We start from the raw sequence: 20,980 nt of genomic DNA, 5'->3' as shown, positions 1-20,980 counted from the left end.
CCTCCCAATATGCGCGCCTTTTGACGCTGCGGGTGTAACACTCCGCCCGAAAGCAAAACGCGTCAATACGAAAGTCGTAAGTGTCGTGCCGATATCGTTGGACGTAGCTGCCGGTCACCTGACGGAAACCTGACCGCAGCCGAGTTGGACTTGTGCGGAGACGCTGAGAAAATTCCGCGCCGCGAAGCGGCCGGACTCCGGTCCCTCGAGGCTGGTTTCCAGGTTGTCGCGCGTGCAAGTTGCAATTCAGGACTTGAACCGGGGGCCTCTTGTGGATTTATGTCGTTTCTATCCAGCCCGAACCAGGGCTCCTTGTCTGGGAGGTCTTGATGATTTCGCGTCGCTCAGTTGCGCTTGCGCTCACGATTGCATTGATGTCCGGTCCGGCGTGGTCGGCCTCCGGCAATGCGGTCAAGTTGTTCGATACCGACAATGACGGCACGCTCGATCTCGCCGAGGTGAAGAAGGCGGCCGCCGCCCTGTTCGCAAAGCTTGATCCCGATCATGACGGCACGCTCGATGCGCGTGAATTGCGCGGACGGTTGACGGCGAAAGAACTCGCCGCCGCCGATCCTGACCGCGACGGGACCCTGACGCTCGACGAATATCTGTCGGTGGTCGAGCAGCGCTTCAACGCGGCCAATCCCGACAAGGACGGAACGCTGGATGCGAAGGAGCTCAACGCGCCCGCTGGCCGCGCGCTGCTGCGATTGCTGCGGTGAGCGCTGCAAGCGGAACCGACGCAGCTTTCCGTGAGCATTTCCGCGCCGACCGCCGGAACATCAGGCAGCTCGGCCTGTTCTCCTCGCGATGTCCTGCCTGGCGCCGGGGCAGCGCGGCGGGAGAAGAGGAGATGCAGATGAACATGAAACGTTCCGTTCTTGCCGCCTGCGCGATCCTGACGTTGAGCGGCGGCGTCGCTATCGCCGGCCCATGCAACACGGGCAGTGCCAGCACCGACAAGGATGCCGGCTCTGGCCCGGTCACCGTTGGCTCGGCGCAATCGCACTGGTCCAGCTCAGCGGGTGACACCAGCCAGCACCCGCCGACCAGCACGATGAATCGCGCAAGCGGCGAAACGCCGGCGTCATCCGAAGATGCGCAGCGGCAAATGCAGAGTGAGCCGACGGCGGCTCAGCAGGCTGAAGGTACCAAGCCGAACGCCGCAACGGCAGACAAGGGCTGCTGACGGCGCGGCGTCGTTGATGTCGATTCGACGCGGAGTGCGTTGCACAAGCCTGTCCTCAGGTACTGCTTGACCAAGAGGGAACTGGCTTTGCCCGAGAGAGAAATGCAGCCGCGAAGAATCGACACAGACGAGCTCGAGAGTCGAATCGAGGCTTGAACTGCACCTGACGCAGCCCTAGGTTTTGCGCCGCGCGATGTCGCGCTCAATACCTTGGGAGACCCCGAATGGCTTGGAAAGCTCCAAAGATCGTGGAAGTGCCGGTCGGCATGGAAATCAACATGTACGCCTGCGCTTCGCGCAAGTAAGACTGACGACCTGCCGCGGCTTCGATGGCAAACGCCGTCGAAGCCGTGGTAGTGTCAGGAATGCGCGCGAGAGCCAACAGCTTCTGGACGATTGCTGCCTGCACGGTCGCGCTTCTGCCCGCATGTGTCAGTGCCGAAGAGGGCTTCGATACCGAGCATATTTTCGGCTTCATGATCGGCACCGATGTCGGCAATCCCGGCGAGCGCGAATTCCAGAGCCAGACGACCGGGCGGTTCGGCAAGGGCGGCGGGACCTATCGTGCTATCGAGAAAGAGGTCGAGATCGAGATCGTCCCGCTGCCGAACTTCCGCATCGAGGTCGGCGGCACCGCGAGCCTGCACGACATCACCGGCGTCCCCGATATCGACGACCGCCGCCAGTTCAACTTTCAGGGGGCTTCGCTCGACCTGCGCTATCGCCTGCTCGACCGCGAGCGCGCGCCGTTCGGCCTCACCGTCGCCGCCGAGCTCCATGGTGACCGCATCGACGAGACCAGCGGCGCGAAAGGGCGGATGTACGGCACCGAATTCACCCTCGCCTTCGATCGCGAACTCATCCCGAACTTCGCCATCGGCGCCCTCAATTTGATCTATCAGCCGGAATGGGCGCGCTTCGAGGTGGGAGGACTGTCCGAGAAGAGCTCGACGATCGGTGCGGCGCTGGCTGGCCTGGTGCGTGTGCGGCCCGACGTGCTGCTCGGCGGGGAGCTGCGCTACTTCCGGCAATATGAAGGCATCGGCCTCGGCGAGTTTTCGGGCCAGGCCCTGTTCGTCGGCCCGACGGCCTATTTCCAGCTGTCCGAGCGCTCACGGCTGACTTTGAGCTGGAGCATGCAAGCCTGGGGACGCCCGGCTGGATCGGGCGCAAATCTCGATCTCGTCAATTTCGAGCGCCACCAGGCCCGCATGGTGTTCGGGGTGAACTTCTAAAGCGCGATGAGATTAAGATAAATCGTCATCGCGCTTTAGGTTGTTGTTTGCGCATGATCATTCCGGAAACCGCTTCGCACTTTTCCGGATCATGCTTTAGCGGAGCCAGTTCCCTCAATCCCAGGTCTCACCCGGGTTGAAACTTCGCCCTCCGTGGAACGTAGCTTTCGTGCTAATCTCGATCGTCCCCGTGAGAGGATCCCGGCATGAACCCGATCGACCTGGTGGTGACTGTGTGTGCGGTGCTCTCGCCTGCGACCTGTGAGGAGCAGCATCTGGTGTTCAACTATGCGGGCTCGCCCCGCCAATGCGTGATGGCCGCTCCGCCCTACATCGCGCAATGGGTCGGCGAGCACCCGAAATGGCAGGCCGTACGATGGCGTTGCGAATATCCGCACCCGAACGACAAGGCGTAAGACGCCGCCCTATTTGGTGCAGTCCTTCAAATCCTTGTCGGCGATCGAAAACACCGCATCTGCCCTGATCTCGATGTCGCGAACGACGCATTGGCGTCCGTTGGGATAGCCGACCTTGGCGTCGTAGCGGCCGGGCTCGACGCCGGTGATGCGCAGCCGCTCGTCGTGGTCGACTTCCTTGTCCTTGTCGTTCAAGCACTGGTTCGGGCCCCAGTCGGTCTTGCCGGCGAGTGAGAGCTGGAAGCCGGAGATCGTCTCCGTCGTCAGGTTCCAGAGCCTTATGCCCTTGCCTTTGGCCTGCGCCAGCGCCGCGCCCGGCGCCGCGACCACGAGGATGCCGATCGCAATCAGCGTACGCCGCATTGGTGAACCTCCCTCGACGAATTGGCCCAGTTGACCACGGGTCTTCATTTCGATTCAAGCGGCAAGGCCGCGAGCTCGGCCCTGATCTTGCCGAGCGCGGCTTCGCTGCGCATCGCGCGCGGAACGGCAATCGGCACTTCCTGTACGATACGTGCGGGGCGCGGCGACAGGAAGAACAGGCGATCGCCGAGCCGCACCGCGTCATCGAGACTGTGGGTGACGAGCAACGTCATCACCGGACGGCTGGCCACCAGCGTCGCGATCTCGTCGCGCAAGCGGCCGGCGAGCGCGTCGTCGAGCGAGGCGAGGGGCTCGTCGAGCACCAGGAGATCGGGCTCGACGGCGAAGGCGCGGGCGAGCGCGACGCGCCGGGCGAGGCCGAGCGACAACTCGCCGGGAAAGTGGCTGCGGTGGGCTTCCAGCTCCAGAATCCTGAACAGCTCCGACAGCTTCGCGTCGGTCACCTCTGGCGCCGCCAGCCGTACATTCTGCTCGACCGAACGCCAGGGCAACAACCGCGGCTCCTGGAACACCATGCCGACCCGCGCCTGCGGCGGACGCGCGATACGACCCCTGAAATCGCTGTCGAGCCCGAGGATGATGCGCAGCATCGTGCTCTTGCCGCAGCCGGACGGACCGATGAGCACGCCGACCTCGCCGGAGCAAAGTGCGAATTTCAGCGGCGCCAGCACCTCGTGCGTTCCGCCCGCGGCACTCCTGAAGGTCTTGCCTGTGATGTCGACCTCAAGCCGCACGGGGCCGCCACCGTGTTGCGCGGGCTTCGAACGGCTGCACCAGCAAGGTTTCGATCACGAGCACGACCGCGGCGAATGTCAGCGAATAGGCGAGCAGCCGCGGTGTGTCGAACAGCTGGAAGGCAACACCGATCTCGAAGCCGACGCCGTTCGGGCGTCCGAGCAGCTCGGCGACCAGCACGATCTTCCACACCAGCGACAGTCCGGAGCGCGCGGCGGCCGCGATATAGGGCGCGAGCTGCGGCAGCACGACATGGCGGAAGGCGCGCCAGCGCGACATCGCGAACACGCTCGCCATCTCGTCGAGCGAGCGGTCGAGCGCGCGGGTGCCTTCGCGCAAGGTGACGACCGCGGTCGGCAGCTTGTTGATGGCGATCGCCGCGATCGCGGCGGCCTCAGTGAGGCCGGCCCAGATATAGGCCAGCACGATCACGACCAGCGCGGGCAGGTTGAGCAGCAGGATCAGCCAGGGATCCCCGAGCCGGTCGGCCAGCTTGACCCGTCCCATCAGGTAGCCGATGGCGCTGCCGAGCGACATCGCCAACGTGAAGGCGAGCGCAACGCGGGCCAGCGTGGCGCCGAGATGCAGGAACAGCGCGCCGCTTGATGCTTCCGCGATCATCACCTGAAGCACGGCCGGCGGGGAGGGCAGCTTTGCGCCGCCGACGAACAATGCGGCGGTCCACCAGATCGCGAGGAACAGGGTAAACGACAGAAGACGCAGCACCTCAGTCTCCGGGGACTGCGTGATAGAACGTGCCGGAGTCGAGCTCGGCTGCGGGGCCGACGAGGTCGCGGCCGCCGATCTCGGCGAGCACGCGATAGAGCACGCGCGCGTCCTGTTCCTCGTCGTTGATGCTCCGGCGCGGAATACCGTCGCGGTAGCGGTCGCGATAAGTCTTGAGCAGGGTGGCATCGCTCGTGCCGGTCAGCGGCGCGATCTGGTCCCAGGCCGCATCCGAGGTCACGAGCAATTGCTTGGCCTTGCGGGTCATGGCGATGAAGCGTGCCACGGCGTCGCGATGGCTCGCGGCCCAACGCTCGTCGAAGACGTAGCCGACAGCCGAGACCGCGCCCTTGGCGCCGAGCTTCGGCAAGATCTCTTCGATCCCGGCGAGGCGCCTAAAACCCTTGGCCTCGAGCTGGGCGCAGAAATTCCAGAAATTGAGGCTCGCATCCATCTCGCCGTCGAGCGCCTTGGCGGCGATCAAAGACGGGGCGCCATAGGCGATGGTCGCCTCCGACTTAAGGTCGATGCCGTCCTGCTTCATGCGCGCCTGCAGCAGCAGCCAGCTCTTGTCGATCGCCCCGCCGGCGACGGCGAGCTTGCGGCCCTTGAGGTCGGCGAGCGTCTTGATCGGCGATGACGCCGGTACCATTACCGCGCCGAGCGCACTGGAGTAGGGATAGAAGGTCAGCTTGGCACCGAGCGCCCGCTCGCGCGACACCCACAGCCAGTCCGACAGGATGATGTCGGCGCTGCCTGCGCGCATCGCGATCTTGCCGGCCTCCGTGCTCGCGAGCTCGGTGACCTCCAGCGCGAGGTCCGCCTCCTTGTCGAGGCCGCTCGCGCGGATTGCGGCCAGCTCCCAGGAGAATGTTCCGGTTTTCTGCACGGCAAGGCGGATCGTATCCGCGGCACGGCTTGGTGCGACCAGCGTCAGCGCCAGCGTCGTCGCAAGCGCCAATGTTCGACCAAATGCCCTCATCACACCAAGTGCTCTCATCACCTTGTGAGCCGTTTCCTCTGACAGAGTGCTTTTCAGGACAATACGCATAGCATAGCTTTGATCGCAACCAGCGGGAGGATGCGCATGAAATGGGCTGGACAGCTACGACCGATTGTCGCCGCATTGACGGTGCTGGCGGCGACGGGATGCGTGGCGCGGGCCGAGGACGCCAATGATTATCCCACGTCGGCGCGCGCGGAGTACGTCTATGGCTGCATGAAGGCGAATGGCGAGAGCCGGCAATCGATCGAGCAATGCTCCTGCTCGATCGACGTGGTGGCCTCGATCGTCCCCTATGAGCGCTATGTTACCGCGGAGACCGCGCTCAGCATGTCGCAGGTCCGCGGCAATCTCGGCGTCCAGTTCCGCACCTCGGAGCAGGCGAACTCGGCGGTGAACGATTTGCGGCGCGCGCAGGCGGAAGCCGAGGTGAGGTGTTTTTGATCTAGCTCTGTCATTCCGGATGGTCCGAAGGACCAGACCCGGAATCTCGAGATTCCGGGTCCGATGCTTCGCATCGCCCCGGAATGACGGCGTGACTATTAAGTCCCGGACTTCTCCACGTCCCACTCGTTGCGGAACACGTGTCCCTCCGTGTCCCTTGCTTCCGCGCGGAAACGCTTGGCGCCGTTGGACACGTAGGTGAAGCGCAGATTGGGATCTTCCGAGATCGAGATACCGCCCTCCATCGACAGCACGGGGCTGTCGTCCTGCGTCAGCTTCAGCTGGTTGATAAAGAAGGCGGGAATATAGAGCTGCGTGACCTGGTCCATCTGCAGGCCGGAATTGTTGGGGTGGCCGATCATGATCTGCGCTTCGCGGATGCGGCTCGCCGGCGCCTCCTCGCGCGCAAATTGCCGGTAGCGCATCTGGCCGAGCCGGTTCTGCGCCTCCTCGGCGTTCTTTCCCGCCGGCGCCGAGCAGCCGCCCGAGGCCTTCACATAGACTTTCGAGACATAGAGCTGGCCGTCGCTGAGCTCGGCCACCGCATGGACATCGGTGTAATTGTTGACGCGGACGCGCGTCGAGATCTCCGTGACATTGGCATCGGAGCCGAGCTCGAACTTCGCCGCCATCGGCGCCGGGTTACGATCGATCACGAGCGTGATCGAACGGATCCGGCGGCTATCTGCCGGCGACAGCCTGCTGCGCAAGGTCACCGGCACGATCGCCGCGTCCTCTGCGCGATACGGCATCTCGATGCCGATGACGGCGCTGCCGTCGTTCATCGGACGGTTATTGAAGATGTCCTGCACCAGGCCCGGCCAGGGATCGTAGGCCTCTTCAGCCTGCGCGGACGCGACGAAGGCGATGCCGAGCAATGCGGCAATCAAGGGCAGGCGGCGTGTCGATCGGGTCATGGTCATGATCCTCCGAGTCAGCGCATCTGATCTCGTCCCGGGGTCAGCGAAGCTGATCGCCAGCGCCTATCGTAGCGCGCCAGCTACTCCCATTCAATTTCCGAGAATGCTGCAGTTGCGTTGCGGGCGTTGTAGTCGCTGAACAGCTCCCAGCGCGGCCGCTCCCCGGCAGCCGCCTTGTCAGCGGCGGCCCGGATCGGCTCCCCGCTCTTGTTCAGTGCGCGAACGTCGGACAGCAGCGTTGACAGGTAGCGCCGTTCGTCGCTCAACGCGGCGGGCCAGTCACTCACGGGGCCGTGACCGGGAACGACACGTTGCGCGGGGATGGTCTCCAATTCCTTCAACGTGTCGAGCCAGCCGCGGATGCTCCCGTCCATGACCGGAATGTGGCGGAGAAAGACGAGGTCGCCCGTGAACAGGGTCTTGGTCATCTCGTCGTAGACGGTGACATCGCTGTCGCTATGCCCGGCCCGCCAGGCGCGCAAGGTCAGGCGGCGCGATCCGAGATCGAGCGTGATCGTGTCCGAAACCAGCAGGCTTGGCGCAACGATCTTCACGGGATCGATCAACTCGCTGCCCATGATGCGGCGAAAATTGTCGAGATAATAGGGGCCGCGCGTTGCGAGCGCCTGCGGCAGCTTGCTGTGGCCGACGAAGGTCGTGTCTGTCGCGGCGAAGGCCGCGTTGCCGAAGACGTGGTCGGGGTGGCCGTGGGTGTTGATGACATAGCGGATCGGCTTGGGCGTACGGGCCCGCACGGCGGCCAGCAGGGCCTCGCCTTCGCGCAAGCTGCCGCCGGTGTCGATGACGGCCACGGCGTCATCGCCCACGATGAAGCCGACATTGGCAATGTCGCCCTCATTCTCGCGGTTCATCAGGGCGATGGTCCCGGAGTGTACGAAGATTCCCGGTGCCACTTCGCTCACAGGCAATTCGGCCGCTCCGGCCCGTGCTAGCGTTGCTGTCCCCAGCAGGGACAAGGCTGCGATCACTCGAGCGATGCGAGACACTTTTCCGCCTCAGTTCAAAGGGTTCGTCGCGTTGCACTGCAACAAGTCAAAGCCAGCAAAGTTTGGCAATCATGGCGCGTCATGCGTTGCATGGATAGCATTCAGACAAAACGTGGAGGAAGCGCGATGACGGAGGCCGGACGACATCGTCGCTGGTTGTTTTCACTCTCGGTCCTGGTTGCGTCCTGTGCGCTCGGTGACATCGCCGTGGCGCAGACCAAGGACAGCGGCGATCTCTCATTCGAGCTGGTCGACCCGAACGTGCTGCGCGTCTGCGCCGATCCCCGCAATCTGCCGTTCTCGAACGAGAAGGGCGAGGGGTTCGAGAACAAGCTGGCGGAGCTGTTTGCCGACAAGCTCAAAAAGAAGCTCGATTACGTCTTCTTCCCGCAGGCCACCGGCTTCGTGCGCATGACGCTGGGTGCGCATCGCTGCGACGTCATCATGGGCTTCCCGCAGGGCGATGACGTCGTCCAGGGCACCAATCCCTATTACCGCACGACCTATGCGCTGGTTGCCAAGGCCGGCAGCGGGCTCGAGGACGTCGATACGCTCGAGGATCCGAAGTTGAAGGGCAGGCATGTCGGCATCGTCGCCGGAACGCCACCGGCGACCAACATGGCCCTTGCCGGCCTGATGGGCGATGCCAAGCCCTATCCGCTCATGATCGACACGCGCTACGACAATTCGGCGCAGGCCATGATCGACGACCTCGCTGCGGGCAAGATCGATGCCGGCGTGCTGTGGGGGCCCATGGCCGGCTACTACGCGAAGAAAGTCGGCTCGCTTCATGTCACGCCGCTGGTGAAGGAAACCACGGGGCCGAAGCTGGTCTATCGCATCGGCATGGGCGTGCGCCCCGCCGACCAGAACTGGAAGCGACAGCTCAACAAGCTGATCCAGGAGAACCAGGGCGAGATCAACAAGATCCTGGTCGATTTCGGTGTACCACTGCTCGACGAGAGCGACCGGCCGCTCAGTGCGGAGACGGCCAAGAAGACGCCATGAGACGGCCTCTTGCCGCGGCACTCGTCGCTGCCGCGTTCGCGGTGCCGGCGTTCGCGCAGCAGCAGGAGCCGTTCGAGCCCGAAGGCTATCGCACCGACAATTATCGCGCACCGGTGCCGGCGACGCTGGCCGGCGCGCGCGTGCTCGCCACCTCGGAGGCCGAAGCGATCTGGCGCGCCAGGAGCGGTGCGTTCGTCGACGTGCTGCCGCGGCCGCCGAAGCCGAAGAACCTGCCGGGAGGCACGGTGTGGCGCGATGCGCCGCGCAGGAACATTCCGGGCAGTGTCTGGCTGCCGGATACCGGTTACGGCAGTTTGCCGCCGGCCATGGAGGATTATTTCCAGCGCGGTCTCGCCCGCGTCTCGGGCGGCGACAAGGCCGCGCTGCTGGTGATCTATTGCCTCGCCGATTGCTGGATGTCCTGGAACGCGGCCAAGCGCGCGCTGGCCTATGGCTATTCCAACGTCGCGTGGTACCCCGACGGCACCGACGGCTGGGAACGCGCCAGGCTTCCAACCGACGCGGCCGAGCCCGAGCCGCGCCCCGAGCAATAAGCGTGTTGGGGCTCTGCGATCGCGGCGCCAGAAAGTGCCTCGCCTACTTCTGCTTCTCCAACTTCGTCAGCGTGCCCGTGCCATTGGCCTCGGTCGCAGAATAGGTCACCCTGTCGCCGGCATGGACGGCCTCCAGCATCGCGGCGTCCTTGGCCTTGTACTCCTGCAGCGCGCCGGCGCTGCCTGCACTGGCGCCGACCGTCCCTTTTTGCGTCTCCTGGATCGAGATCGTGCCGTTGAGCCGGTCGATCCGCGTGATCATCCCGGTCATGTCGTCAGCAAGGGCGCTGGTTGCGAGCATGCTGAGGGCGGCTGCGCCCGCGAACATGAATCTTGTGGTTCCCATCGAGGCCTCCCGACGTCTGGAGTTCACTTCGACAAGCCATCCTAGATCGATTTGGTTCCGGCAGATAGCAGGGCAAAGGTTAACCACGCGATCCGGGAACCTGTCGCGCCGGGCCAGTGATGCGAATCCTATTCCATTTCCTGCTGGATCACGCGGCCGAGCGCGAACAGGCGCTGGTCGATCGTGGTTGGAACCTCGCAGACGAACCGCACCACCTTGTTGCGGTCCTCGAAAATGCGGGTCTTCCAGATCAGCTCGTTGCCGAGCGCCTCGACCTTGGCCTCGTCGCGCGGCGTGGCGCCCTGAAGCGCCTGCAGCTGTATCGTCTCCTCGCGGATCTTGTCGGCGGCCTCGCGCTGCTTGCGGCTGACGCGTTCGAGCCCGTTCATGACCTGCGAACGCTGGGCGTTGAGCGTGTCGAACAGGCCGGCGAACAACAGCTTTGCGTTGGCGGTCTTGTCGGCGGAAGAGGCGGCCAAAAAGTCTTTCACCGACTTCTCGGCCTCGTCGATCGGCGTCTTGCGCGCCGACAGTTTCGCGACCAGCGCGGTGATTTTCGTATCGTTCTTCCATTTGGTCTCGGCGTCGTCGAGCGCAGGACCGGCCCAGACGGCGGCAAGCGAGATCTCCGGCACCTTGGCTTGCGGGCAGGGCCAATTGGGGTAGCGCGGATCGGCCGCGCCGGCGGCCGTGCCCGACAGCGCGAGCGCCAGAGCAGCCATCGCTAGAACCTTCATCCTTCGCCTCCTGCAGGCCCACGTCGCGCCAGCCCGCGCGAGGGATCATAGGCCAGAATTGCGCCGATCATGAAGACGATTGTGCAAGCCGCGACCACCGCCAGCGAGATCCAGTTGATTTGCCCGTAGAGCGCAAAACGTATCAGCTCGACCGCATGGGTGAACGGATTGGCCTCGCAGAGATAGTACAGATAGGGACTGCCTTCCTGCACCCGCCAGAGCGGGTAGAGCGCGGAGGAGGCGAAAAACATCGGGAAAATGACGAAATTCATCACCCCGGCGAAGTTTTCAAGCTGCTTGATGCCGGAGGAGATCAGCATGCCGAGCGAGCCCAGCATCAGCCCGGACAGGATCAGCGCCGGCAGCACGGTGAGATAGCCCGATGACGGCGGGGGGATATCCCAGAACCAGGCGATCAGGAGAAACGCATAGACCTGGAGCAGCGACACCGCGGTGCCCGCCAGCAGCTTGCAGAACAGCAGGAACCCGCGCGGCAACGGGCTCACCAAGAGCGTACGCATGTTGCCCATCTCGCGGTCGTAGACCATCGACAGCGAGGATTGCATGCCGTTGAAGAGCTGGATCATCGCCATCAGCCCGGGCGCGATATAGACCTCGTAGAGGATATAGGTCTCGTAAGGAGGGATGATGGAGATGCCGAGCACCTGACGGAAGCCGGCGGCAAAGATGAACAGCCACACCAGCGGCCGCACCAGCGCCGAGACGAAGCGCTCGCGCTGATGCAGGAAGCGCAGGCCCTCGCGCCAGACGATGCCGGTGAGGCAGGTCATGTATTCGCTGGCCGAGAAGCCGCGCGGGGCGTCTTGCGTGGTGATGCTGCTCATGCGCCGCCTCCCGGCATGGTTTGCGCGCCGGTCAGGCGCATGAAGGCGGTGTTGACGTCCTGCGCGCCGGCCTCGCTGATGACGCGGCTCATCGGTCCCTGCGCCAGCACCTTGCCCTGGTGCAGCACCACGAGGTCGTCATCGGGCATGATCTCGTCGAACAGATGCGTGGCCCAGAGCACGCCGATGCCTTGCTCCGTCACGAGCTGACGGACTTGGCCGATGATGTCGGCGCGCGCCTTGACATCGAGGCCGACGGTCGGCTCGTCGAGCAACAGCAGCCGCGGCCGGTGCAAGAGCGCCCGTGCGATCTCCAGCCGCCGCATCTGCCCGCCCGAGAGATCGCGCACCTTGCTGCGGGCGCGGTCGGCCAGTCCAATGCGGCCGAGCAGCTCGGCGCTGCGCGCGGCGGCCTCGCGGCGGCTGATACCATGCAGTGCCGCGTGATAGAGCAGGTTCTGCGTCAGCGACAGGTCGAGGTCGAGCGTGCGCGGCTGGAACACGCCCCCGAGCAGCCGCAGCGCCTCGCCGGGGCTCTTGCCGATGTCGTGGCCGAAAATGCCGACCCGGCCGGACTGGATGCCGAACAGGCGGGGGATCAGCGAGAACAGCGTGCTTTTGCCGGCGCCGTTGAGGCCGAGCAGGGCGGTAAAGCTCGCCGGCGGCACGTTGAAGGAGACATCGATCAACGCCCGCCGCGATCCATAGGCATGGCTGACGCGATCGATCGAGAGCGCCGGCGCCGCGGCCGGATCCGGGCCCGGCGCCTCGCGTGGCCCGGGTATCGGAGCGGGACTGGTCATGGCGCGATCGTGATGCCCCAGGGCAGCTCGCCCACCTGAATCGTCTTGATCACCTTTTGCGCGGCAACGTCGATGACGGAGACGTCGTTCGACACGCCATTGGTGGTCAGCAGATATCTTTCGTCGGGGGTGAACGCCATGTGCCAGACCCGCTGCCCGACCAGCAGATATTTCGTCACCTTGCGCGAGGCGACATCGACCACGGCGATGCGGTTGGCGGGGCCCAGCGCGATGAAGGCGGTCTTGTCGTCCTTGGTCATGCCGATGCCGACCGGCTGGATCGCCTCTTTGCGCAGGCCCGGAACCTCGAAATTGACCTTGCCGATCACCTCGTGCTTCCCGTGATCGATGATCGACACGGTACCGCCGATCTCGGAGGACACCCAGATCTCCGAGCTGTCGTGCCTGAACTCCGCAAAGCGCGGCCGCGCATCGACCAGCACGTTGGCGACGATCTGCCGCGTCGAGGTGTCGATGAAATGCGCCATGTTGGTCGTTTCCGACGTGTTGATCAGCGTCTTGCCGTCCGGGCTGATGGTCATGCCTTCGGGCTCGACGCCGACCTGGATGTCGCCGAGCCGGCTACGCTTCTCGAGATCGATCACGGTCACCGTGTTGTCGTTCTCGTTGGCGACGTAGAGTATCTTGCCGGCCGCATCCTGGGCGAACAACTCCGGGTCAGGCCCGGAGGGCAGGCTGTCCACCACGCTCTGCGTCTTGGCGTCGATGACCTGGATGGTGTCGTCGTCGCCGACCGCGACCATCACGAACTTGCCGTCGCGCGTGAAGTCGATGCCGCGTGGGCGCTGGCCGACCTTGATGGTCTTGGTGACGGTCCAGCTGTCGGTGTCGATCACCGAGACCGTGTTGCTCTTCTCGTTCGAGACATAGGCGATGAATGCGTGCGCGGGCGCAGCCACCAGCGCCAGTCCGGAGAGAAGCCCCACACGCCACATGCGCAACATCTGCGTTCTCACTTCAGCTTGCATTTGCTCTCCGGGCGATCGTATCCGAGCGTGTCGAGCTCGGAGACCTGGTGCAGGAATCCCTCCTGCGGCGAGACCGACACCACCATGCGGCCGTCGACCAGCAGGATCGGCTGACGCAGCTGCCAATTCCAGTCACGCAGGGTCAGTCGCGTGCCCTTGAAGGCGGCGACCGAGAAATCCGGTCCCTTGATGAAGTCGATGACCTTCTTGACGTCGCCGGAATTGGTGCGCGAGGTGGCTTCCCCGATCATGCGCACCGCGGTCCAGGCCTGCATGTCGAGGGCCGTCATGCGCCGCGAATTCAGCTTGACGAAGCGGTTCTGCATCTGGATCGCGCCCCACTGGTCCTGCGATGCGTCCCAGCTGCGCGGCACGAGGCCGGCGGAGCCCGCGACAGGCCGCGGATCCCAGGTGCGATAGGGCAAGTACGCGCCGAACACCTCGCTCTCGTCGGCGGCGACCAGCACGTCGTAAGCGGGCGCCTGTTGCGTGAATACCGGCATCTGCCGCTGGATCAGCGTCACGCCGCTATCGGTGCGCCGCGCGCCGCCCTTGTCCTCGAACGTGCGCTCCTGCACGATCTTGGCGCCGAACCGCGTCGCGGTGCGGCGCAGTGCGTCAGCGAACAGCTTGTCCTCATCGTGCGAGCCGACCACCAGCAGCCAGCGCGACCACTTCTTCCAGACCAGGTATTGCCCAAGTGCGTCGGCCAGCATCGCGCGCGTGGGCGCGGTGTGAATCACGTTGGCGCGGCAATCGGCCTCGCGCAACCGCTCGTCGATTGCCCCCGCATTGAACAGTAGCGTGCCGCGGTCGCGCAGGGCATCCGAGACTTTCAGCAGCGCGTCGGCCGGCAGGTCGGCGATGATGAATCCGTTTTTCTCGGCCAGCGCGGTCGCGGCCTGCACCACGTCCTCGTCTTCCCGAACGCGCCGCTCCTCCAGTGAAAAGCGCTGGCCGGTAAATTTCCCGGTGGTGTTGTTGTCCTCGATCGCGAGGCGCGCGCCGGCAACGCCGTCATTCTCCGCGGGCTGCTCGACCAGCGACAGGGTCGATCTGGTGCCGGCGATTCCGAGGTAGCCGACGCCGATCTGGACAGGCTCCGCCGCGAACGCGCTCGTTGCGGCAAGAGCTAGACCGATCAGACCGGCCAACCATCGGATCATGTTTCCTCCAGGCGTTCTCCCCGGCTTGACCGCAGGTGGAGAATTGTCTCAGCTTCAAGCATGACCAATTTGTCAGGGCATGCAACCCCGCATTTCGTCCCCGCGCGCGCCAGGCCGGGAATCACGATCATGCGAGCATTCATGATGCTCGCCGCTTTGCTGTTGACGCCTTCGGTCGCGTGCGCCGATCCGCCGAAGCTGGCCGTGTTCGATTTCGAGCTGATCGACACCAGCCTGCCGGGCGAGTTCTACGGCTCCAGGCCGGAGGAGGCGCGCCTGCTGCGCATCAGCGAGCAGCTGCGCAAGGAATTGGCTGACTCAGGCAAGTTCCAGGTGCTGGACATCGCGCCGGTCAGGGACGCCGCCCGCCTCGCCAACTTGCAGGCCTGCGGCGGCTGCGACCTCAAGCTCGCCGAACAATTGGGTGCCGAGCTCGAGATCACCGGCATGGTGCAGAAGGTCTCGAACCTGATCATCAATCTCAACATCTATCTGCGCGACGTGAAGACCGGCGCCATGATCACGGCGGCGAGCGCCGACATGCGCGGCAACACCGATGACGCCTGGACACGCACGATGAGCTACCTGATCCGGAACCGCTTGCTGGCGCCGAACTACGGCAAGCCGGAGTAGGGGCTCTTCACCCACCCTCCAGGGGAGGGTGAAGAAGATCACGCCTTCAGCTTCTCCGCGTGCCAGTGCAGATGATCGCTCATGAAGGTCGAGATGAAGTAATAGCTGTGGTCATCCCCCGCCTGCCGCCGCAGCGTCAGCGGGATGCCCGCCTTGGTGCAGGCGGCCTGCAGCAGCTCCGGCTTGAGCTGTTCTTTCAGGAAATTGTCGGCTTCGCCGACATCGACCAGGAAGCCGGAGAATTTCGCGCCGTCCTCGATCAGCGCCACGGTATCGTGGCTGCGCCAGGCGTCCTTGTTCGGTCCGAGATAGCCGGTCAGCGCCTTGATGCCCCAGGGCACGACCGAGGGGGCAACGATCGGCGCGAATGCGCTCGCTGCGCGGTAGCGGTGCGGGTTGCGCAGCGCCACCGTGAGCGCGCCATGGCCGCCCATGGAATGGCCCATCACCGATTGCCGCCGGGCATCGACGGGAAAATTTCCCGCCACGAGCTTGGGCAACTCGTCGGTGACATAGCTCCACATCCGGTAATTGCGTGCAAACGGCTCTTGCGTCGCATCGACATAGAAGCCGGCCCCTAAGCCGAAATCATAGGCGTTGTTGGCATCGCCTGGCACGTCGGGGCCGCGGGGCGAGGTGTCGGGCGCGACGAAGATCAGGCCGAGCTCGGCGCAGGCCTTGCGGAATTCGCCCTTCTCGGTGACGTTGGCGTGCGTGCAGGTCAGGCCGGACAGATACCACACCACGGGCAGCTTCGCGCCCTCGGCATGCGGAGGGACATAGACCGAGAAAACCATGTCAGTTCCGGTCGCCTGGCTCGTATGGCGATACACGCCCTGCACGCCGCCATAGGACTTATTGGTCGAGACAGTCTGAATCGTCATGCCGTAAGCTCCGTGGCATCTAACCACATCAACATTGCAACGCTTGTGTGACCGAATTTGTGGCGGCCGACCGCGCGTCAGGCGACGCCGCTGTCGATCGCCAGCCGCACCAGCTCGACCGAGGTCTTCACCCCGAGCTTCTGGCGCATGATCGACGAGGTGTTGGCGACCGTCTTGTACGACGACTGCACCAGCCAGGCGATCTCCGACAGGCTCTTTCCGGCGCTGAGCAGCCGCAGGATCTCCATCTCGCGCGCGTTCAGCTTCGACAGCGGGCTTTGCGCCAGCGTCGGTCCTGCGAACGCGATGCTGCGCGCGATCGCGCTCGGCAGGTAGGTGCCGCCACCGCCGACGGCGCGGATCGCCTCGACGAGGTCGTCGGGATCGCCGGTCTTGGAGACGTAGCCCTTGGCGCCGCATTCGATCGCGCGCGCAGCGAAAGCGGGATCGTCGTTCATGCTGAACATGATGATGCGGGCCTCGGGGGCGCGCTCGAGGATGCGGCGGGCAAGCTCGAAACCGGAGACGGTCGGCAAGTTGATGTCGATGATGCAGAGGTCAGGGCGTTCGACGATGAAGACGCACTCGCCGTCCTCGGCGTCGGCGGCCTCCAAAATCTCGATCTCGCCCTCGTCGGCCAGCACGGCACGGCAGCCGGAGGCGACGATGGGATGATCGTCGACGATCAGAATGCGCATAGGCGTTCCCCTGACAGCGCGTTCCCTGTGACAAACCTGCAGGCTCTGCGCCGCATGATACCGACATGGGACAGGCGCGTGAGCGATGTGTCCGAGGTCGCCTCATGCAACCCGGCCGGGATTGCTGTACGCTTCCGATTAGATATCCGCCGCTTCGCCTCTGTCAACGTCATCGGACAGGGCGGGCAAGGCTTCGCGAGGCACGGGCGATACCAATGTGGCAAAATCTATCCTTGCGCGGGCGCATCAACCTCCTGCTGGCGCTGCTGCTGGCGCTGGGGCTCGCCGTCAATATCGGCCGCCAGGTCGCGGAGGCAGGTCCCCGCGTGCAGGCCGAGGACCAGAGCGTGATCCGCCTCGCGCGCGAATTCATCGAGATGATCGTGGCCGATCTCAACGAGGCGCCCGATCCGGATGCCAGGCTGAACCAGATTGCGCGCGACCTCAGCCGTCTGCGCCATGTCAGCATCGCGCTCCGGGATGCCGGCGGCAATCCGTTGACGCCGCCGCGGGCCGACGCCGATGCCGAGACGCGCGGGCCCCCGGTCTGGTTCGTCAGCCTGGTTCATCCCGAGCAGACCGCGGTGAGCGTGCCGGTGTCGATCCATGGCAGGCCCGGCTCGCTCCTGATCACCTCGCATCCCGATGACGAGATCGCGGAGATCTGGGATGGCATCGTCACCCAGCTCGAGGTCGGCTCGGCGATCGCGCTGGCGCTGTTCTTCCTGATGATGAATGTGGTCGGCCGGGCGCTGGCGCCGCTGCGGTCGCTGGCGGATGTGATGACCGAGCTCGAGGCCGGGCGTTATCAGGCCCGTGTCGCGCCGGGCGGCGCACCGGAGCTCGCCGCGATCTGCACCAAGCTCAACCACCTTGCCGCAACCCTGCATGAAGCAGTCGAGGACAAGCGGCGCCTTGCCGAGCGCGCGGTGTCGCTCCAGGATATCGAGCGCAAGGAGATCGCGCGCGAGCTCCATGACGAGTTCGGGCCGTATCTGTTCTCGCTGCGCGCGCATGCCGGCGCGCTGGCGAAGCAGGCGGATGGACGCGTTCCGAGCGTGGAGGCCGTGCGAAAACATGGCAGCGCCATGCTGGAACAGATCAACGCGCTGCAGCAGTTCAATCGCCGCGTGCTGGAGCGCCTCCGCCCCGTGGGCCTTGCCGAGCTCGGCCTGCGTCAGGCGCTGGAATCGCTGTCGCGGCTGTGGCGGGAGTCGCATCCCGATGTCGCGATCGAGACCGTCATCTCACCCGCGCTGGGCGAGACGGGCGAGACCGCCGACCTCACCATCTACCGCATCGTGCAGGAGGCGCTCACCAACGTGTTCCGCCACGCCGGCGCGACCTCGGTCAATGTCGTCATCGAGCCGGCAGAGCGGACGGCTCACAACGGCCGCTTCTGCGCCCGGGTGCGGGTCAGCGACAATGGCCGCGGCATGGAGCCGGGCCAGAAGCTCGGCTTCGGCCTGGTCGGCATGCGCGAGCGGATTCTGGCGCTGGGCGGCACGCTCAACGTCGTCTCCGGCGCCGGCGGGCTGACGGTGGAAGCGCTGGTTCCGACCGCGGCCGTCTGATCGCGCCCGAGATGATCGGGAAGAATTCCCGATTTGGTCGGGAAAACGGGAGCGGATATTGCCCGACCTTTTGTGGCTGGCGCACCGATTACGGCCGAATAAACTCGTCTGAACCAATCGGCGAAAATCAAAACAGCCGGTGGTTACGGATGGGAAGGCGGGGATGGGCAAGTTTCTTTCGTTCAAGCGTCGTTTGTTGATGGCCTCGGTATCGACCGGTCTGGTGTCCGGGCTAGTCTTTGCGACCCCCGCCGCGGCCGCGCAGGACGAGGAGACCAATGTCCAGAACCTGCCGCCGGTCGAAGTGACGGCGCCGCCGCCGGCGGCGAGGCATACCGCGCCGACGCGACCCGTCGCGCGCATCGGGGCTGCGTCGTCCGCCAGTCCTCGGACGCGCATCTACGTCTACCCGACTGCCCCGGGCACCGGCAGGGGTCTTGATGTCGACAAGGTTCCGTCGGCGATCAACGCCGTCGATGCCAATCAGATCAAGCGCACCGGTTCGCTTAATGTCACGGACGCGCTGCGTGACAACATCGCCGGCGTCAACATCAGCGAAGTCACCGGCAATCCGTTCACGCCCGATGTCGAATTCCGCGGCTTCGTCGCTTCCCCCGTGACCGGCACGCCGCAAGGCCTTGCCGTGTACCAGAACGGCGTCCGCATCAACGAAGCGTTCTCGGACGCCGTCAATTGGGACCTGATCCCCACTGCCGCGATCAGGTCCGTGACGCTGGTGACGAACAATCCTGCCTTCGGCCTCAATGCGCTCGGCGGCGCCATCAACCTGCAAATGAAGGACGGCTTCACCTATCAGGGTGCCGAGCTCGATCTGATGGGCGGCTCGTTCGGCCGCATCCAGGGCTCGGCGCAATGGGGCAAGCAGGTCGACAAGAACTACGCCGTCTATGCCGCGCTCGAAGGCCTGCGCGACAACGGTTTCCGCAACTTCTCCGAATCGACCGTGCGGCGCTTCTACGGCGATGTCGGCTACAAGGCCGGCGACAGCGAATTCCACGCCAATATGGGCGTCGCCAAGAACGATTTCGGCGCCAGCGCCACCGTCCCGGCCGAGTTGCTCGACAAATATTGGGGCGCGACCTACACCACGCCGCAGACCACCGCCAACCGCGTCGGCTATCTCAACCTGACCGGAAAGGTCGACGCGACGCCGACCTGGACGCTCGAAGGTACCGCCCACGTGCGCAGGTTCGAGCAGAAGATCGTCGACGGCAATCCGACCGACGTGCAGGAGTGCACCGATCCGGCATTGCTCTGCTTCGGCAATGACACCACCGCCGCCAACGGCGCGAATGGCGCGCAGCTCGCCAATCCCTTTGCTCCGGGAACGATCCTCGGCGAGATCGATCGGGGCTCGATCCGCTCGACCACGTTCGGCGTGTCGGGACAGGCTACCAACACCGATCAAGTGTTGGGCCATGACAACCGCTTCGTGGCGGGCGCCACCTATGACGCCAGCGTGACGCGCTACAACGCCACCGCCGAGATCGGCTCGATGGGAGAGAACTACGTCGTCAGCGGCAGCGGGGGTTTCCTGGGCGCGACTCCCACATCAGATCCCGTTGCCGGCCCCGTCTCGCTGCGGACCGTCAATCAATATAACGGCCTCTATGCGATGGATACGTTCAACGTCACGGACGCCTTCGCCATCACGGGGGGCGGCCGTTTCAACGTGGCGCGGATCTCGCTGGAAGATCAGCTCGGGACTGCGCTGAACGGCGATCACACATTCACCCGCTTCAATCCCGTCATCGGCGGCACCTACAAGATCACGCCGGAATTGACTGCTTACGCCGGTTATTCCGAGGCCAACCGTGTGCCCACGCCGCTCGAGCTCGGCTGCTCCGATCCCGCCAGGCCCTGTCTCATTGCGGCGTTTCTGGTCTCCGATCCGCCGCTCAAGCAGGTCGTGTCCAAGACCGTGGAAGCCGGCCTGCGCGGCACCAAGGAGCTGAACATCGGCACTCTCGGCTGGAAGATCGGCGGCTTTCGCGCCACCAATTATGACGACATCGTCGCGGTCCCCGTCGTCGGGCGGACCGGCTTCGGCTATTTCTCCAACGTTGGCCGGACCCGCCGGCAGGGCCTTGAGGCGGAGGTCAACATCAAGTCACCGACGCTCCAGTTCCAGGCGAGCTACGCCTTCGTCGACGCGCGCTTCCTCGATCCGCTCGAGCTCGGCTCGGAAAGCCCGTTTGCCGATCCGGCCACCAACACCATCCACGTCGCACCGGGCAACCAGCTCCCCGCGATCCCGCGCCATCGGGTCAAGGTCGGTATCGACTACGCCGTGACCGACGTCTGGAAGGTCGGCGGCAACGCGCTGATCGTCTCCAGCCAGTATCTGGTTGGCGATGAGTCGAACCAATATGCGAAGCTGCCGTCTTATACGGTGTTCAACCTCCACACCTCCTACCAGGTCGCGAAGAACGTCCAGCTCTACGGCCGCATCGATAATGTGTTCGACAAGCGCTACGCGACCTACGGGCAATTCTTCGACCGCGAGGCCTTGCCCAACTTCACCAACGGCGGCAACGACTTCACCGACCCGCGCTCGCTGAGCCCGGCGAGGCCAAGGGCATTCTATGCTGGCATGCGGGTGACGTTCTAGGCGCGTCAAGCCGCAACCGTCTGCGCTCGGGCGGAGTTCCGCTCCGTCTCCG

The 20,980-nt window shown here is 64.8% G+C and carries 25 protein-coding genes; 11 read left to right on the top strand and 14 right to left on the bottom strand.

From position 1 onward, the window contains the following. The first annotated feature begins 329 nt into the window (after positions 1 to 329). The 5 genes from lanM (at position 330) to X268_RS22880 (ending at position 2,840) form a co-directional block, all read left to right on the top strand. On the top strand, positions 330 to 722 hold the full coding sequence (lanM, locus tag X268_RS22900) for a lanmodulin LanM (protein WP_128927017.1): 393 nt from the start codon (positions 330 to 332) through the stop codon (positions 720 to 722). 137 nt (positions 723 to 859) lie between these two features. Further along, positions 860 to 1,189, top strand: coding sequence for a hypothetical protein (locus tag X268_RS22895; protein WP_245477610.1), 330 nt, complete (start codon positions 860 to 862; stop codon positions 1,187 to 1,189). 224 nt (positions 1,190 to 1,413) lie between these two features. Next, positions 1,414 to 1,494: a pyrroloquinoline quinone precursor peptide PqqA gene (gene pqqA / locus X268_RS22890; protein WP_008562446.1), complete on the top strand. Its 81-nt coding sequence runs from the start codon at positions 1,414 to 1,416 to the stop codon at positions 1,492 to 1,494. Between the two features lie 24 nt (positions 1,495 to 1,518). Next, entirely contained in the window at positions 1,519 to 2,424 is a 906-nt protein-coding gene (locus X268_RS22885) for a DUF6662 family protein (RefSeq protein ID WP_128927015.1), read from the top strand. 206 nt (positions 2,425 to 2,630) lie between these two features. Then, positions 2,631 to 2,840 carry a hypothetical protein gene (locus tag X268_RS22880; RefSeq protein WP_063688494.1) on the top strand — a complete coding sequence of 70 codons (210 nt, stop codon included), beginning with the start codon at positions 2,631 to 2,633 and terminating at the stop codon, positions 2,838 to 2,840. Between the two features lie 9 nt (positions 2,841 to 2,849). Here the strand turns inward: X268_RS22880 and X268_RS22875 are convergent, their stop codons facing one another. The 4 genes from X268_RS22875 to X268_RS22860 are packed head-to-tail and all read right to left on the bottom strand — an operon-like array spanning position 2,850 to position 5,685. After that, positions 2,850 to 3,203 (bottom strand): hypothetical protein, encoded by a 354-nt coding sequence (locus X268_RS22875; RefSeq protein WP_128927014.1) that lies wholly within the window; start codon positions 3,201 to 3,203, stop codon positions 2,850 to 2,852. A 44-nt stretch (positions 3,204 to 3,247) separates the two neighbouring features. Continuing rightward, positions 3,248 to 3,958, bottom strand: coding sequence for an ABC transporter ATP-binding protein (locus tag X268_RS22870; RefSeq protein ID WP_128927013.1), 711 nt, complete (start codon positions 3,956 to 3,958; stop codon positions 3,248 to 3,250). Then, the gene (locus tag X268_RS22865; protein ID WP_128927012.1) at positions 3,948 to 4,685 is read right to left on the bottom strand and encodes an ABC transporter permease; all 738 of its coding nucleotides are present in this window, start codon (positions 4,683 to 4,685) and stop codon (positions 3,948 to 3,950) included. The genes X268_RS22870 and X268_RS22865 overlap by 11 nt, the downstream gene beginning before the upstream one ends. A 1-nt stretch (position 4,686) precedes the next feature. After that, positions 4,687 to 5,685: an ABC transporter substrate-binding protein gene (locus X268_RS22860; RefSeq protein WP_164937878.1), complete on the bottom strand. Its 999-nt coding sequence runs from the start codon at positions 5,683 to 5,685 to the stop codon at positions 4,687 to 4,689. A gap of 87 nt (positions 5,686 to 5,772) precedes the next feature. Between X268_RS22860 and X268_RS22855 the strand changes: the two genes are divergently transcribed. Continuing rightward, positions 5,773 to 6,132: a hypothetical protein gene (locus tag X268_RS22855; RefSeq protein WP_128927011.1), complete on the top strand. Its 360-nt coding sequence runs from the start codon at positions 5,773 to 5,775 to the stop codon at positions 6,130 to 6,132. A gap of 98 nt (positions 6,133 to 6,230) precedes the next feature. Here X268_RS22855 and X268_RS22850 read toward each other — a convergent pair whose 3' ends face one another. Together X268_RS22850 and X268_RS22845 are read right to left on the bottom strand one after the other, a co-directional pair. Beyond that, positions 6,231 to 7,049, bottom strand: coding sequence for a quinoprotein dehydrogenase-associated SoxYZ-like carrier (locus X268_RS22850; RefSeq protein WP_164937877.1), 819 nt, complete (start codon positions 7,047 to 7,049; stop codon positions 6,231 to 6,233). A gap of 83 nt (positions 7,050 to 7,132) precedes the next feature. Then, positions 7,133 to 8,059 carry a quinoprotein relay system zinc metallohydrolase 2 gene (locus X268_RS22845; RefSeq protein ID WP_128927009.1) on the bottom strand — a complete coding sequence of 309 codons (927 nt, stop codon included), beginning with the start codon at positions 8,057 to 8,059 and terminating at the stop codon, positions 7,133 to 7,135. Positions 8,060 to 8,185: 126 nt separating this feature from the next. Between X268_RS22845 and X268_RS22840 the strand changes: the two genes are divergently transcribed. Together X268_RS22840 and X268_RS22835 are read left to right on the top strand one after the other, a co-directional pair. Then, on the top strand, positions 8,186 to 9,067 hold the full coding sequence (locus X268_RS22840; protein ID WP_164937876.1) for a substrate-binding domain-containing protein: 882 nt from the start codon (positions 8,186 to 8,188) through the stop codon (positions 9,065 to 9,067). After that, on the top strand, positions 9,064 to 9,621 hold the full coding sequence (locus tag X268_RS22835; RefSeq protein WP_128927007.1) for a PQQ-dependent catabolism-associated CXXCW motif protein: 558 nt from the start codon (positions 9,064 to 9,066) through the stop codon (positions 9,619 to 9,621). The genes X268_RS22840 and X268_RS22835 overlap by 4 nt, the downstream gene beginning before the upstream one ends. A 43-nt stretch (positions 9,622 to 9,664) precedes the next feature. On the opposite strand, the gene X268_RS22830 is transcribed toward X268_RS22835, so the two are convergent. The 6 genes from X268_RS22830 to X268_RS22805 form a co-directional block, all read right to left on the bottom strand. Next, positions 9,665 to 9,967 carry a copper-binding protein gene (locus X268_RS22830; RefSeq protein WP_128927006.1) on the bottom strand — a complete coding sequence of 101 codons (303 nt, stop codon included), beginning with the start codon at positions 9,965 to 9,967 and terminating at the stop codon, positions 9,665 to 9,667. A 128-nt stretch (positions 9,968 to 10,095) separates the two neighbouring features. Then, positions 10,096 to 10,704 (bottom strand): hypothetical protein, encoded by a 609-nt coding sequence (locus X268_RS22825; RefSeq protein WP_128927005.1) that lies wholly within the window; start codon positions 10,702 to 10,704, stop codon positions 10,096 to 10,098. Then, positions 10,701 to 11,549 carry an ABC transporter permease gene (locus X268_RS22820; RefSeq protein WP_128927004.1) on the bottom strand — a complete coding sequence of 283 codons (849 nt, stop codon included), beginning with the start codon at positions 11,547 to 11,549 and terminating at the stop codon, positions 10,701 to 10,703. Before X268_RS22820 ends, X268_RS22825 begins: the two co-directional genes overlap by 4 nt. Further along, on the bottom strand, positions 11,546 to 12,352 hold the full coding sequence (locus X268_RS22815) for an ABC transporter ATP-binding protein (protein WP_128927003.1): 807 nt from the start codon (positions 12,350 to 12,352) through the stop codon (positions 11,546 to 11,548). Before X268_RS22815 ends, X268_RS22820 begins: the two co-directional genes overlap by 4 nt. After that, positions 12,349 to 13,317, bottom strand: a complete 969-nt coding sequence (locus tag X268_RS22810; protein ID WP_164938172.1) for a YVTN family beta-propeller repeat protein — start codon at positions 13,315 to 13,317, stop codon at positions 12,349 to 12,351. The genes X268_RS22815 and X268_RS22810 overlap by 4 nt, the downstream gene beginning before the upstream one ends. Before the next feature lie 8 nt (positions 13,318 to 13,325). Continuing rightward, positions 13,326 to 14,507, bottom strand: a complete 1,182-nt coding sequence (locus X268_RS22805; protein WP_128927001.1) for an ABC transporter substrate-binding protein — start codon at positions 14,505 to 14,507, stop codon at positions 13,326 to 13,328. Between the two features lie 60 nt (positions 14,508 to 14,567). On the opposite strand from X268_RS22805, the gene X268_RS22800 reads away from it, so the two are divergent. Further along, positions 14,568 to 15,140, top strand: coding sequence for a DUF3280 domain-containing protein (locus X268_RS22800; RefSeq protein ID WP_128927000.1), 573 nt, complete (start codon positions 14,568 to 14,570; stop codon positions 15,138 to 15,140). A 38-nt stretch (positions 15,141 to 15,178) separates the two neighbouring features. Here the strand turns inward: X268_RS22800 and fghA are convergent, their stop codons facing one another. Both fghA and X268_RS22790 read right to left on the bottom strand, forming a co-directional pair. Next, positions 15,179 to 16,024, bottom strand: a complete 846-nt coding sequence (gene fghA, locus X268_RS22795) for an S-formylglutathione hydrolase (protein WP_128926999.1) — start codon at positions 16,022 to 16,024, stop codon at positions 15,179 to 15,181. Positions 16,025 to 16,101: 77 nt separating this feature from the next. Next, complete coding sequence (locus X268_RS22790; protein ID WP_018320706.1) at positions 16,102 to 16,722, bottom strand: response regulator; 621 nt, start codon at positions 16,720 to 16,722, stop codon at positions 16,102 to 16,104. Between the two features lie 215 nt (positions 16,723 to 16,937). On the opposite strand from X268_RS22790, the gene X268_RS22785 reads away from it, so the two are divergent. Then, positions 16,938 to 18,296: a histidine kinase gene (locus X268_RS22785; RefSeq protein WP_128926998.1), complete on the top strand. Its 1,359-nt coding sequence runs from the start codon at positions 16,938 to 16,940 to the stop codon at positions 18,294 to 18,296. Between the two features lie 163 nt (positions 18,297 to 18,459). Beyond that, on the top strand, positions 18,460 to 20,928 hold the full coding sequence (locus tag X268_RS22780) for a TonB-dependent receptor (RefSeq protein ID WP_208764389.1): 2,469 nt from the start codon (positions 18,460 to 18,462) through the stop codon (positions 20,926 to 20,928). Positions 20,929 to 20,980: the final 52 nt, after the last annotated feature.

Origin of the sequence: Bradyrhizobium guangxiense, from assembly GCF_004114915.1 — a bacterium.
GTDB lineage: Bacteria > Pseudomonadota > Alphaproteobacteria > Rhizobiales > Xanthobacteraceae > Bradyrhizobium > Bradyrhizobium guangxiense.
The sequence above is the reverse complement of the archived record's forward strand: the minus strand, read 5'-3'. Positions and strand labels throughout refer to the sequence as shown.

Coding starts and splice junctions, on each gene's coding strand:
- fghA (WP_128926999.1), bottom strand. CDS start 16,024: ATGACGATTCAGACTGTCTCGACCAATAAGTCCTATGGCGGCGTGCAG.
- X268_RS22855 (WP_128927011.1), top strand. CDS start 5,773: ATGAAATGGGCTGGACAGCTACGACCGATTGTCGCCGCATTGACGGTG.
- lanM (WP_128927017.1), top strand. CDS start 330: ATGATTTCGCGTCGCTCAGTTGCGCTTGCGCTCACGATTGCATTGATG.
- X268_RS22880 (WP_063688494.1), top strand. CDS start 2,631: ATGAACCCGATCGACCTGGTGGTGACTGTGTGTGCGGTGCTCTCGCCT.
- X268_RS22790 (WP_018320706.1), bottom strand. CDS start 16,722: ATGCGCATTCTGATCGTCGACGATCATCCCATCGTCGCCTCCGGCTGC.
- X268_RS22785 (WP_128926998.1), top strand. CDS start 16,938: ATGTGGCAAAATCTATCCTTGCGCGGGCGCATCAACCTCCTGCTGGCG.
- X268_RS22895 (WP_245477610.1), top strand. CDS start 860: ATGAACATGAAACGTTCCGTTCTTGCCGCCTGCGCGATCCTGACGTTG.
- X268_RS22820 (WP_128927004.1), bottom strand. CDS start 11,549: ATGAGCAGCATCACCACGCAAGACGCCCCGCGCGGCTTCTCGGCCAGC.
- X268_RS22780 (WP_208764389.1), top strand. CDS start 18,460: ATGGGCAAGTTTCTTTCGTTCAAGCGTCGTTTGTTGATGGCCTCGGTA.
- X268_RS22830 (WP_128927006.1), bottom strand. CDS start 9,967: ATGGGAACCACAAGATTCATGTTCGCGGGCGCAGCCGCCCTCAGCATG.
- X268_RS22805 (WP_128927001.1), bottom strand. CDS start 14,507: ATGATCCGATGGTTGGCCGGTCTGATCGGTCTAGCTCTTGCCGCAACG.
- X268_RS22810 (WP_164938172.1), bottom strand. CDS start 13,317: ATGTTGCGCATGTGGCGTGTGGGGCTTCTCTCCGGACTGGCGCTGGTG.
- X268_RS22800 (WP_128927000.1), top strand. CDS start 14,568: ATGACCAATTTGTCAGGGCATGCAACCCCGCATTTCGTCCCCGCGCGC.
- pqqA (WP_008562446.1), top strand. CDS start 1,414: ATGGCTTGGAAAGCTCCAAAGATCGTGGAAGTGCCGGTCGGCATGGAA.
- X268_RS22815 (WP_128927003.1), bottom strand. CDS start 12,352: ATGACCAGTCCCGCTCCGATACCCGGGCCACGCGAGGCGCCGGGCCCG.
- X268_RS22860 (WP_164937878.1), bottom strand. CDS start 5,685: ATGAGAGCACTTGGTGTGATGAGGGCATTTGGTCGAACATTGGCGCTT.
- X268_RS22840 (WP_164937876.1), top strand. CDS start 8,186: ATGACGGAGGCCGGACGACATCGTCGCTGGTTGTTTTCACTCTCGGTC.
- X268_RS22825 (WP_128927005.1), bottom strand. CDS start 10,704: ATGAAGGTTCTAGCGATGGCTGCTCTGGCGCTCGCGCTGTCGGGCACG.
- X268_RS22850 (WP_164937877.1), bottom strand. CDS start 7,049: ATGACCCGATCGACACGCCGCCTGCCCTTGATTGCCGCATTGCTCGGC.
- X268_RS22875 (WP_128927014.1), bottom strand. CDS start 3,203: ATGCGGCGTACGCTGATTGCGATCGGCATCCTCGTGGTCGCGGCGCCG.
- X268_RS22885 (WP_128927015.1), top strand. CDS start 1,519: ATGGCAAACGCCGTCGAAGCCGTGGTAGTGTCAGGAATGCGCGCGAGA.
- X268_RS22835 (WP_128927007.1), top strand. CDS start 9,064: ATGAGACGGCCTCTTGCCGCGGCACTCGTCGCTGCCGCGTTCGCGGTG.